This is a genomic window from Enterobacter cloacae complex sp. 397G4, assembly GCF_050031515.1.
In the GTDB taxonomy this organism is placed as follows: domain Bacteria; phylum Pseudomonadota; class Gammaproteobacteria; order Enterobacterales; family Enterobacteriaceae; genus Enterobacter; species Enterobacter hormaechei_C.
Map to the genome: position 1 here is coordinate 4,266,041 of NZ_JBLGWE010000001.1, position 11,919 is coordinate 4,277,959.

9 protein-coding genes and 1 other RNA gene are annotated in these 11,919 nt (G+C 55.7%); 1 reads left to right on the forward strand and 9 read right to left on the reverse strand.

Annotation, left to right across the window (positions count from 1 at the left end):
- Window position 1: 1 nt before the first annotated feature.
- The 8 genes from tdcD to garL form a co-directional block, all read right to left on the reverse strand.
- A complete protein-coding gene (gene tdcD, locus ACQG1Y_RS20535) occupies window positions 2-1,210 on the reverse strand; it encodes a propionate kinase (RefSeq protein WP_234095089.1) in 1,209 nt (402 codons plus the stop codon).
- A gap of 30 nt (window positions 1,211-1,240) precedes the next feature.
- Window positions 1,241-2,572 carry a threonine/serine transporter TdcC gene (gene tdcC / locus ACQG1Y_RS20540; protein ID WP_006812083.1) on the reverse strand — a complete coding sequence of 444 codons (1,332 nt, stop codon included), beginning with the start codon at window positions 2,570-2,572 and terminating at the stop codon, window positions 1,241-1,243.
- Between the two features lie 10 nt (window positions 2,573-2,582).
- Window positions 2,583-3,572, reverse strand: coding sequence for a bifunctional threonine ammonia-lyase/L-serine ammonia-lyase TdcB (gene tdcB / locus ACQG1Y_RS20545; RefSeq protein ID WP_032655731.1), 990 nt, complete (start codon window positions 3,570-3,572; stop codon window positions 2,583-2,585).
- A gap of 96 nt (window positions 3,573-3,668) precedes the next feature.
- The gene (gene tdcA / locus ACQG1Y_RS20550; protein WP_006812085.1) at window positions 3,669-4,589 is read right to left on the reverse strand and encodes a transcriptional regulator TdcA; all 921 of its coding nucleotides are present in this window, start codon (window positions 4,587-4,589) and stop codon (window positions 3,669-3,671) included.
- A gap of 672 nt (window positions 4,590-5,261) precedes the next feature.
- An RNA gene (gene rnpB, locus ACQG1Y_RS20555) (RNase P RNA component class A) lies at window positions 5,262-5,638 on the reverse strand.
- Between the two features lie 32 nt (window positions 5,639-5,670).
- Window positions 5,671-6,816, reverse strand: a complete 1,146-nt coding sequence (gene garK, locus ACQG1Y_RS20560; protein WP_032672038.1) for a glycerate 2-kinase — start codon at window positions 6,814-6,816, stop codon at window positions 5,671-5,673.
- Between the two features lie 56 nt (window positions 6,817-6,872).
- Window positions 6,873-7,763, reverse strand: coding sequence for a 2-hydroxy-3-oxopropionate reductase (garR, locus tag ACQG1Y_RS20565; RefSeq protein WP_015571956.1), 891 nt, complete (start codon window positions 7,761-7,763; stop codon window positions 6,873-6,875).
- Window positions 7,764-7,784: 21 nt separating this feature from the next.
- On the reverse strand, window positions 7,785-8,555 hold the full coding sequence (garL, locus tag ACQG1Y_RS20570) for a 2-dehydro-3-deoxyglucarate aldolase (RefSeq protein WP_003862676.1): 771 nt from the start codon (window positions 8,553-8,555) through the stop codon (window positions 7,785-7,787).
- 367 nt (window positions 8,556-8,922) lie between these two features.
- On the opposite strand from garL, the gene garD reads away from it, so the two are divergent.
- Window positions 8,923-10,494 (forward strand): galactarate dehydratase, encoded by a 1,572-nt coding sequence (gene garD, locus ACQG1Y_RS20575; protein ID WP_017382436.1) that lies wholly within the window; start codon window positions 8,923-8,925, stop codon window positions 10,492-10,494.
- Window positions 10,495-11,034: 540 nt separating this feature from the next.
- Here garD and ACQG1Y_RS20580 read toward each other — a convergent pair.
- The gene (locus ACQG1Y_RS20580; protein ID WP_017693937.1) at window positions 11,035-11,838 is read right to left on the reverse strand and encodes a DeoR family transcriptional regulator; all 804 of its coding nucleotides are present in this window, start codon (window positions 11,836-11,838) and stop codon (window positions 11,035-11,037) included.
- Window positions 11,839-11,919: the final 81 nt, after the last annotated feature.

Below are 11,919 nucleotides of genomic sequence, written 5' to 3' on the forward strand. Positions count from 1 at the left end.
ATCAGGCGTAAGCCGCAGCCGGAGTAACCTTCCCAAGACGGAGGGCGTCCAGTGCGATCATTTTTTCTTCATTGGTAGGGATCACCGCGCAGGCCGCGCGGGACGACTCGGTGGAGATCACGCGCTCGCCCGCGCTGCCCGGCAGGGCATTTTTGGACTCGTCGAGGATGATGCCAAACACCTTCAGGTGGTCCACCACCAGCGCGCGGATAAGCACGGAGTTCTCACCGATCCCGCCGGTAAACACCACGCCATCCAGACGGTGCAGGGACGCGGCATGACCGGCGATATGTCGCGCAATCCGGTGGACGAAGGTCTTTATTGCCAGCCGCGCCCGCTCGTTGCCGTCATGCCAGGCTTTCTCCAGCGCGCGCAAATCGGAGGAGATGCCAGAGATCCCCAGCAGCCCGGACTCTTTGTTGACCACGCGCTCCAGATCCTCGAACGACTGGCCGGTCTGCCGGGCAATCCACGCCATCGCGCCAAAATCCACGTCGCCGCAGCGCGTGCCCATCACCAGTCCTTCAAGCGGCGTCATCCCCATGGACGTGTCCACGCTTACGCCGTTACGCACCGCGCAGATGGACGCCCCGTTGCCGAGATGGGCAATCACCAGGCCGCTGTCATCGGGAGAGAGCCCGAGCAGCGCGTGCGCCTGCGCCGACACGTAGCGGTGAGAGGTGCCGTGGAAACCGTAGCGGCGCACGCCCAGCTCTTCAAAATAGCGGTACGGCAAGCCGTACAGATACGCCTGCGGCGCTATGGTCTGGTGGAAGCTGGTATCAAATACCGCCACCTGCTGCACGCCGGGGAACAAGCGCCCGGCGGCTTCCACGCCGCTCAGGTTGGCGTAGTTATGCAGCGGCGCCAGCGGGGAGACCTCGCGGATCTGCGCCATCACCTCTTCCGTGATCAGGGTCGACTCGCTGAAGAGGTCGCCGCCGTGGGCAATGCGATGGCCAATCAAGGCCACGCTGCCCATCAGGTTGCGTTTCTCCAGCTCCAGGGCGATGGCGGCCAGCGCCCCTTCGTAGTCCTGGTGAGCCAGTCTGACCGGCTCCCCCCCATTCACGGAAATAAAGGCTTTTTCTGTGTTGATGCCGTCCGCAATGCCCGTCATCAGGGCATCGCAGCCTGCGGCGTCCAGCACCGAGAACTTAACAGAGGACGATCCGCAGTTAATGACCAGTACTACCGGAAACTCAATCATGGTATGGCTCCGCTCTTCCTGAGCTTTGGTTTAAAACAGTTTGTACACGATGTTCAGAATGGTCAGCAGGCCGACCACGGTTACGAAGATGTTCTCGGTCCGGCCTTTGTATTTCGCCAGCGCAGGCGCCTTGCGGATGGCGTACATCGGCAGCAGGCACAGCAGAGAGGCGATAATTGGCGCGCCCATGGCTTCAATAAGGTCCAGGATGTTCGGGTTGGCGTAGGCCACAATCCAGGTGGAGCCCATGATGAAGACCATGCTGATGGTGTTCAGCTTGCCGACGGAGACTTTCTTCTTGTCGCCCTTGTAACCGAACTTGAGGATCAGACCGTTTAGCCCCTCCAGCGTGCCCAGATAGTGGCCGAAGAAGGATTTAAAGATAGCGACCAGCGCGATGATGGAGGCGCCGTATTCCAGCACCGTGGCGAACGTGGATTTACTGCCTGACATCGACGCGAAGTGGTTCGCCAGGTAAGAGAGCACCGGAATGTTCTGCGCTTTGGCGTCCGCCATGTTCTGCGGAGAGAGCGTAAACAGGCAGCTAAAGGCGAAGAACATCACCACCGCCACCATCAGCAGGCTGGCGCGACCAATGATTTTGGAACATTTCTGCTCGGTAAACTCTTTCCCGAACTCTGGTTCGTACTCTTCGCGTTTGGAGACCACAAACGAGGAGACGATAGGCGAGAAGTTGAAGGAGAAGACCATGATGGAGATCCCCAGCCACACCGTGACCAGAATGCCGTCATGACCGGTGAAGGCGATATCGCTCAGGTTAACCTGGTCGATCACCGCCGAGTTCCAGTACGGGATCAGCGAGAGAGAAATCAACACCAGGCTGGCGATGAACGGGAACACAAGGTAGCTCATCACTTTCACCATCAGGTCTTTACCGAACCAGATAACAAAAGCCATCAGCAGCAGCAGGAATAGCGCCACCACGCCGCGGTTCAGGGCGGGCATCTGGAGCTGGTTTTCCCAGAAGGTCATAAAGGTGTTGGTAATGGTGACGCCGTAAATCCACAGCAGCGGGCAAATGGCAAAGAAGTAGAGGAAGGTGATCACCACCCCTCCGGTCTTACCAAAATGCTCCTCCACCGTTTCGGTGATGTTGCCGGAGACGTTACTGCCGGACAAACACAGACGCGCCAGCGCGCGGTGGCAGTAAAACGCAATCGGGAACGCGAGTACCAGCATCAGCAGGATAGGGATCAGGCCGCCAAAGCCTGCACGGATAGGGAAGAACAGCACGCCTGCGCCAATGGCGGTACCAAACAGGCCGAGCGTCCAGGTGGTATCCGATTTACGCCAGGTGGACGTTTTTGTCTGGCCAACGATAATGCTTTCTGTGTTGCTCATAAGTCATCCTTTATGCGTCAACGAAGCCGGTAATTTGGGAAACACGGGAGAGATCGATATTGCCGCCGGAAATAATGCAGACGGTTTTTCGGCCCTGAATATAGTGGTCCAGCTTGCCGCTTAATAACGCCGCGCACGCCAGCGCACCGGCACCTTCCGTGACCACCTTATTTCGCTGAATAAGCGCGATCATGCTGTTGCGAATCTCGTCTTCGCTGACCAGCACAATGTCATCGACTAATTCACGAACAATTTCGAAGGTTAAATTACCTGGGCGAGACACGTCGCAGCCGTCAGCTAATGTGCCGGTAATACGATGACTGGTTATTTCTCCGGCCTGATACGATGCCGCCATTCCGTGCACATTTTCAGACTGCACGCCGATAATATTGATAGTTGGGTTGATGGATTTAATTGCTGTCGCAATACCGGCAATTAAACCGCCGCCGCCGATGGGGACAATCACGTTATCCACGTCATATAAATCTTCGAGGATTTCCAGGCCGATGGTGCCCTGGCCGGCAATGACTTTCGGATCGTCGTAAGGCGGGATAAAAATGCGCCCTTCCATCTCGACGATTTCGCTCACTTTGGCGATGGTGTCGTTAAAGTTCTCGCCGTGCAGCACCACTTCGGCAGAGTAGTCGCGCGTGGCGGCAACCTTGGATTTCGGCGCGCCCATCGGCATGACCACTTTGCCGTCGATGCCGAGCATGGCGCAGGAGAGAGAGACCCCCTGCGCGTGGTTCCCTGCGGAACAGGCCACCACGCCCTTGCGTTTTTCCGCATCGGTCAGCGAGCTTAATTTATTAAAAGCCCCACGTATTTTAAACGAACCGGTACGCTGCATATTTTCAAATTTCAGGAATATCTCACCCTTACACCGTTCGCTCAGATAATTCGAGCGCGGCATACCGGTTTTATAGATCTTTCCCGCCAGTCTTTTTCTGGCGTCCTGAATATCTTCAATGGTCACCGGGAGATCGTAAGTAATGTGCATAATATCCTCGTTATAATAATTCATTGTTTTCAGGCAAAGTCAGGGTATCAGAGCGTTAAAAAGCGTCGCTCCGGGTGTTTTAAATCATCATTATTTCTATCGTCGTTTTTCGATATTCATCGACGAATATTGTTTTGCCAGTTCAACTAATACTGACGCCGATTTTTTAATACTGTAATTTTTTGACCACACGGCGGCATAACGCGCCACGGGTAATTCATCTTCCACCGGCAGAACAATAAACTGGTCCGAGCCGAATGGCGCAATCATGTCACGGGGGATCACCGTCAGGTAATCGGCATTGAGGACAAGGTTATAGATGGTGACGACGGAATCGGTCTGGACGATGTTTTCAATGCTGATGTGGTTGTCTTGCAGGGTGGTCAGGAGTTCGTTGTAGTAGCCCATATCGGTTTGCGGCATCACCCACTGCTCGTGCGTGAGCGATGCCAGTCTGGTCGGGCCGGTGCACGTTCGTGATTTACTCGCCACCAGCACAAACTCGGATTCAAACAGTGGCTCAACGTGAAGATCCTGAAGCTGCATCCCGTCGCTCAGCGTGCCGATGGCGAAATCCAGCCGGCCATCGCGAATGGCGGGCAGGAATGAAGAGAGCTGCGCTTCATACATTGAGACGCGCGCTTTCGGGAACACTTCCTTGAATTTTTTGATCATCCCGGACAGGAAGGTGAAGCCAATCAGCGACGGATAGCCAAAAGAGACGTCCATGACGGTACTGAAACTGAGGCTGTTAATCTCGCTCACCATGTTTTTCATTTCGCGGGTGATCGACTCAGCGTAGGACAGCAGCACCTGACCGGCGGCAGTGAGTTTTACGCCGGTGTTCTTACGCACCATCACTTCCACCCCAAAGTAGGATTCGATGTCGCTGATGATTTTGCTGACGGCAGGTTGCGTCAGCCCCAGTTGTCTTGCAGCAGAACCTATGGAGCCACTTTTGATGACTTCCTGAAATACCACGAGGTGCTGTGTTTTCGGTAGAATAATAGTATTCATAATATTCTGCGCTTATTTCCCTATGACGCAGCGGATTCTACCCAATATTGTTTCAGGGGGTATGTGCTGTTACTCACAATTTGCCAGGACGCTCTGTTTTCAACCGCACCCAAAATCTATTTATGTCTTTATAAATCAAATGCTTATTACAATAAAAATACACATTTACGCTGATATTGATCAATAAAAAACGCGGTAATAAATTTATTTTATGGCAATAACCAGCGTGAATTTTTTTGCCTTAAAAATATTAATAAAGGCTATCTTTCAGGCAATTAAAGGTTAATAAAACACCATTATTCCTTTAAAACATTTTTGTGGTTTATCAACTTTACCAGGAATATTTATTCACTTTCCGGTTAAAGAGTGGGATATATCACACATTCACCAGAAGAATGTTTTTAGATTCAATATTAAATTATCAAATGAATAACATTCGGCATCACTGACTAAACATTTACAACATCTTATCAACACTAAAATTTTCTAATTTTATAGCGTTAAATTTTGTGATTACGATCATGCGCAGCAGATGAGAGGAACGCACAGTCAGGCAAATAGTGAAATGTGCTTAGCGTCGCAAAATTGAGAATTGATGTCGTTTGGCGCTTCGCTTACCCGGCCTGCAACCTTCAGAAAACAAAAACCCCGCCGAAGCGGGGTTTCGTAAGAAGTTGAAGCTGACCGATAAGCCGGGTTCTGTCGTGGACAGTCATTCATCTAGGCCAGCAATCGCTCACTGGCTCAAGCAGCCTACCCGGGTTCAGTACGGGCCGTACCATGTGAACCCCTATTTGGCCTTGCTCCGGGTGGAGTTTACCGTGCCACGGACTGTTACCAGCCGCGCGGTGCGCTCTTACCGCACCCTTTCACCCTTACCTGATCCCGCTTGCGCGGGCCATCGGCGGTTTGCTCTCTGTTGCACTGGTCGTGGGTTTCCCCCCCAGGCGTTACCTGGCACCCTGCCCTGTGGAGCCCGGACTTTCCTCCCCTCCGCCCGTCTCCCCCGAAAGGGACGACGACGAAGCGGCGACTGTCTGGTCAGCTTCGGCGCGCAGTATAGAGGGTTTGCGCGCCGCTGTCACCCCTGGCTACGCATGCCTACCTGCAATGTGGCCGCGATATTCCGCGAGGCGCGGTAAATGTTGTCATATGCTCCCTGGAACGCCTCTTCCAGTGAACCGATACTGGTCAGTACGCTGAACACCGCGTCGATGCCGTACTGATGCACCACACCCACATCCTGCGTCAGACTTCCGGCAATCCCGATCACCGGCTTATGGTATTTTTTGGCGACGCTCGCCACGCCGACGGGCACTTTGCCATTAATGCTCTGGCTGTCGATGCGCCCTTCCCCGGTCAGCACCCACGTGCAATCGTGAATATGTTCTTCAAGATTGAGCGCCTGAGTGACAATCTCGATGCCGCTTTTCAGCTCAGCGCCCAGGAAGGCCATCAGCGCCGCGCCCATGCCGCCCGCGGCGCCAGCCCCCGGAACCCGGTTGACGTCAATGCGCAGCGATTTTTTGATCACCCCGGCGTAGTGGCTAAGATTGGCGTCGAGTTCGAGGATCATCTCCTCCGTGGCGCCTTTTTGCGGGCCAAAGATACGCGACGCGCCGCTTTCACCGACCAGCGGATTCGTCACGTCACAGGCGACGCGGATTGCGCATCCCTGAAGACGCGGATCGAGATCGGAAATATCAATCCGGTTAAGCGCCATCAGGCTGCCGCCGCCGTAGCCGATCTCCGTCCCGTTCGCATCCGTAAACTTCGCGCCCAGCGCCTGCATCATACCCGCGCCCCCATCGTTGGTTGCGCTCCCGCCGATACCGATAATGATGTTGCGCGCGCCTTTATCCAGCGCGCTGAGGATCAGCTCCCCCGTCCCGCGCGACGTCGTGACCAGCGGGTTACGCTGCGCGGGAGGAACAAGCACCAGGCCGCTGGCGGCGGCCATCTCGATAAACGCGGTGGTACCGTCGCCCGAGATCCCCCAACTGGCCTTCACCTTTTCCCCTAACGGGCCGGTGACGACAGCCTGCTGCCAGGTGCCCTGCGTCGCAGCGATCATCGCTTCAACCGTACCTTCTCCGCCGTCAGCAACGGGAACAGACACGTAATGAGCGTCGGGGAAAATTTCCCGAAATCCTTTTTCTATCGCCTGCGCCACCTCGGTGGCAGACAGGCTTTCTTTATAAGAGTCTGGCGCGATTACGATTTTCATAGTTGTATGCCTGAGCCGTAGGCCCGGTAAGCGTAACGCCACCGGGCAGGACGTCATTAGCGAGCAATTTCAACCTTCGCCAGTTTTTCGTAATAGCACGCTAATGCGCTGTGATCGGCGGTGCCCAGACCGTCCGCACGCAGCGCCTGCATCATCTCCATGACGGCGGCAGTCAGCGGCAGCTGCGCGCCCACGCCGTGGGAGGTATCCAGCGCATTCGCCAGATCCTTAATGTGCAGATCGATGCGGAAGCCCGGCCTGAAGTTACGATCCATCACCATCGGCGCCTTGGCATCCAGCACGGTGCTGCCCGCCAGACCACCGCGAATGGCCTGATAGACCAGATCCGGATTAACGCCCGCTTTGGTGGCCAGCGTCAGCGCTTCGGACATGGCCGCGATGTTCAACGCCACAATCACCTGGTTTGCCAGCTTGGTGACGTTGCCTGCGCCAATTTCACCGGTGTGCACCACGGAGCCAGCCATGGCTTTCATCAGGTCGTAGTATTTGTCGAACACAGCTTTATCGCCCCCCACCATCACCGACAGGGTGCCGTCGATGGCTTTCGGTTCGCCGCCGCTGACCGGCGCATCCAGCATTTCCACGCCTTTCACTTTCAGCGCCTCGCTGATTTCGCGGCTTGCCAGCGGTGCGATAGAACTCATGTCGATCACCACCAGACCCGGCTTCGCGCCGTCGATAATGCCGTTCTCACCCAGCGCCACCTCTTTCACGTGCGGGGAGTTTGGCAGCATGGTGATAATCACGTCGCACTGCTCAGCAATCGCTTTTGCGGTTGTCGCCGTTTCTGCCCCAGCCGCAATCACCTCTGCCACCGCGTCTGAATTACGATCTAAAACCACCAGTGAGTAACCTGCTTTGATGAGGTTTTTGCTCATTGGTTTGCCCATGATACCCAGGCCAATAAAACCCACTTTCAGCGTCATAATCTGTTTCCTCAATGATGGTTATTTTTTAAAAGCGTCCGCTAATTTCTGCGTGGCGGCGCGGAATACGCCGAGATCGCTGCCCACGGCGACAAACGTTGCGCCCCACTCCAGGTAGCGGCGGGCATCGGCTTCCACTGGCGCCAGAATGCCGCACGGTTTACCGTGCGCTTTGGCACGGGCAAAAATGTGCTGAATTGCGCGCTGCACGTCCGGATGGCTGGCGTTGCCCAGATGACCAAAGGCGGCCGCCAGATCGCTCGGGCCGACGAAAATGCCGTCTACCCCCTCCGTCGCGGCAATAGCGTCGACGTTATCGACCCCCTGCTGGCTCTCGATCTGAACCAGAATGGTGATGTTCTTGTTGGACTGAGCGAAATAGTCCGGCACGGTGCCAAACATGTTGGCGCGGTGCGAGACGGACACGCCGCGGATCCCTTCCGGTGGATAGCGGGTCGCCGCCACGGCCAGCACCGCTTCTTCTTCCGTTTCAACAAACGGGATCAGGAAGTTGTAGAAGCCGATATCCAGCAGACGCTTGATGATCACCGGCTCGTTGGTGGGCACACGCACCACCGGCGCGCTGTGGCTGCCTTTCAGCGCCATCAGCTGCGGAATAAACGTGTTGATATCGTTTGGCGCATGTTCGCCGTCCAGCACCAGCCAGTCGAACCCGGCCAGGCCCAGCACTTCGGTGCTGATGGGGTTGGCCAGCGCAGACCAGCAGCCAATCTGAATCTGGTGCGCCGCGAGGGCCGCTTTAAATTTATTCGGGAAGATGTCGTTACTCATTACTTATACCTTTTTTAATTCCGCAGTTTTAGCCAGTAGCTTTTCTTATTTATTCCGACTCAGCGTCAGCGTTATATTTATTTTCCTGACTGAATTTTGGCGTTATAAAATCGTCATTCAGTATAATCGTCACCACCCGGCAGCACATTGTCTCAATGCTCAATTATCCAACGGGAGTAGCACGCTATTTTGAGCATATGCCCAACACAGTGGGCGCTGATGCACAGAATCAACGATTAGTGGTTCGGGAGCGATCGCGATCACATTCTCACCTTTCCTCTCCTGGCATTCTTTATTTCCTCAATAAGAAACAATTAACCATCTGGCTATATTTAGTATCAGATATTTTGCTGGAGAAGAGTGAACAATGGCCGATATTGAAATTCGACAGGCGTCGCCGACGGCGTTCTATATAAAAGTGCACGATACCGATAACGTGGCGATTATTGTCAACGACAATGGCTTAAAAGCTGGCACCCGCTTTCCGGATGGCCTGGAGCTGATTGAGCACATTCCGCAGGGGCATAAAGTCGCACTGGTCGATATCCCGGCGCAGGGCGAAATCGTGCGCTACGGCGAAGTCATCGGCTATGCGGTGCGCGCTATCCCGCAGGGTAGCTGGATTGAGGAGTCGCTGGTTGAGCTGCCCACCGCCCCGCCGCTGGAGTCGTTGCCGCTGGCTACCCGCGTCCCTGAGCCGTTGCCTCCGCTGGAGGGTTATACCTTCGAGGGTTACCGCAACGCGGATGGCAGCGTGGGAACCAAAAACCTGCTTGGCATCACCACCAGCGTGCATTGCGTGGCGGGCGTAGTGGATTATGTGGTGAAAATTATTGAGCGCGATCTGTTGCCGAAATACCCCAACGTTGACGGCGTGGTGGGTCTTAACCACCTGTACGGCTGCGGCGTGGCGATCAACGCGCCCGCAGCGGTCGTGCCGATCCGCACGATTCACAATATCGCCCTTAACCCAAACTTTGGCGGTGAGGTCATGGTGATTGGTCTCGGCTGTGAAAAATTGCAGCCAGAACGCCTGTTGCAGGGTACTGAGGATGTGAAAGCCATTCCGGTTGACGATGCCAGTGTTGTGCGACTTCAGGATGAACACCATGTCGGCTTCAGATCGATGGTCGACGACATTTTACAGGTGGCAGAGCGCCATCTGGAGAAGCTGAACAAACGCCAGCGTGAAACCTGCCCGGCCTCTGAACTGGTCGTTGGGACACAGTGTGGCGGCAGCGATGCGTTTTCCGGCGTCACCGCCAACCCGGCAGTCGGTTATGCCTCCGATCTGTTCGTGCGCTGCGGCGCCACGGTGATGTTCTCCGAAGTCACCGAAGTACGTGATGCTATCCACCTGCTCACGCCGCGCGCCGTCAACGAAGAGGTGGGCAAACGCCTGCTGGAGGAGATGGCCTGGTACGATAACTATCTCGACATGGGCAAAACCGACCGCAGCGCCAACCCGTCTCCGGGTAACAAGAAAGGCGGCCTGGCCAACGTGGTGGAAAAGGCCCTCGGGTCGATTGCCAAATCCGGCCAGAGCGCGATTGTGGAAGTGCTCTCCCCTGGCCAGCGACCAACCAAACGCGGTCTGATCTACGCGGCAACGCCTGCCAGTGATTTCGTGTGCGGTACCCAGCAGGTGGCGTCCGGCATTACGGTACAGGTCTTTACCACCGGGCGCGGCACGCCGTACGGCCTGATGGCGGTACCGGTGATCAAAATGGCGACCCGCACCGAGCTGGCAAACCGCTGGTATGACTTAATGGATATCAACGCGGGCACCATCGCCACCGGGGAAGAGAGTATTGAAGAAGTGGGCTGGAAGCTGTTCCACTTCATTCTGGATGTGGCAAGCGGGCGGAAGAAAACCTTCTCCGATCAATGGGGATTGCATAACTCGCTGGCGGTGTTTAACCCGGCGCCGGTGACCTGATGGCCCCTCACCCTACCCTCTCCCCACCGGGGAGAGGGTAAAAAACCGCACCGGGCAGTCCCCTCTCCCCTATGGGGCTGAGGGTTCCCCACAAAATAATGCCTGCACAGACGGCCCCCTCTCCCTTGAGGGAGAGGGCTGGGGTGAGGGGGAACATACGGCTCAGGTGGTCATTCCGTTCACTTTATGTTCCTTGCTACTCTGTCACGACATGAGCGGTGAACGTGCCAGGGTGGCTCAGTCGCCACCACCCTGGCGACCCGGGCTTCCGGCGGAAAATCGCCGCTTCGCGGTGCCTTCGGCTTATTCCTTCCGGCTTATCGGGGACGGGCGGAGGTAACATCCCTGTAAAGCCCGCCCTCTCGGCGCATCCCTGCGCCTCGCCCCGGCCTACAGGAAACGCCTCAGCGATTTACAGCCGGACCGAGGCATCGCTGAAAGCCCTCAGTTATTCTGAGGCAACGTTATAGCTTTTGCTTTCAAATTACTGGGGAACCCTCTCCCTATGGGGAGAGGGTTAGGGAGAGGGGAAAAGCCTCTTTAGACCAGCACCACATCGATCCCGCTTTTGCGTAATCCTTCAAGGCTTTCCGCCGGAATGCCTTCATCAACGATAATCATGTCGATCCGCTGAGTATCAATGATTTTATGCAGGCTTGAACGGTTAAACTTGCTGGAGTCAGTGACAACGATAATACGCTCCGCCACCTCGCACATTTTGCGGTTCAGACGGGCTTCATCCTCGTTGTGCGTACTCACCCCCCGGTCGAGATCGATGGCATCGACGCCCAGGAACAGCAGGTCAAAATGGTAATTCTGTAAGGACTGCTCCGCCTGGTCGCCGTAGAAGGACTGCGACTGACGGCGCAAGTGCCCGCCGGTCATCAGCAGCTCTACGCCCTCCGCTTCCAGCAGCGCGTTTGCCACGTTCATCCCGTTGGTCATGGCAATGACATCGGTGTGCTGGCGCAGCATGCGGGCAATTTCAAAGGTTGTGGTGCCGGAGTCCAGAATAATGCGGTGACCCGGCTTCACCAGTTCAGCCGCCGCCTGCGCGATGCTGCGCTTCACTGCCGTATTAAGGGAACTTTTGTCCTCAACGGACGGCTCCACGCCGGGGGCATTGCCTTCGCAAATCAGCGCGCCGCCGTAAGCGCGAACGGCAATCCCCTGCTTTTCCAGAAAGGCCAGATCGTTACGGATCGTCACCGTCGACACGCCGAATAAAAGAGAAAGATCGTTAACCTGCACGCTTCCCTGCGCCCGCAACCGCTGAATGATCTGCTCTCGCCTTTCACTGGTGCCGGTGATGCGCTTCTCTGCGGACGAATCGGTGCTGCTCATACGAGCTCCTTAGTAAATACACTTTCGTTTCATTTCGTTTTGCTTATTAACGCCTTTCTTTTGAGGGAATGCAAGCCCTGT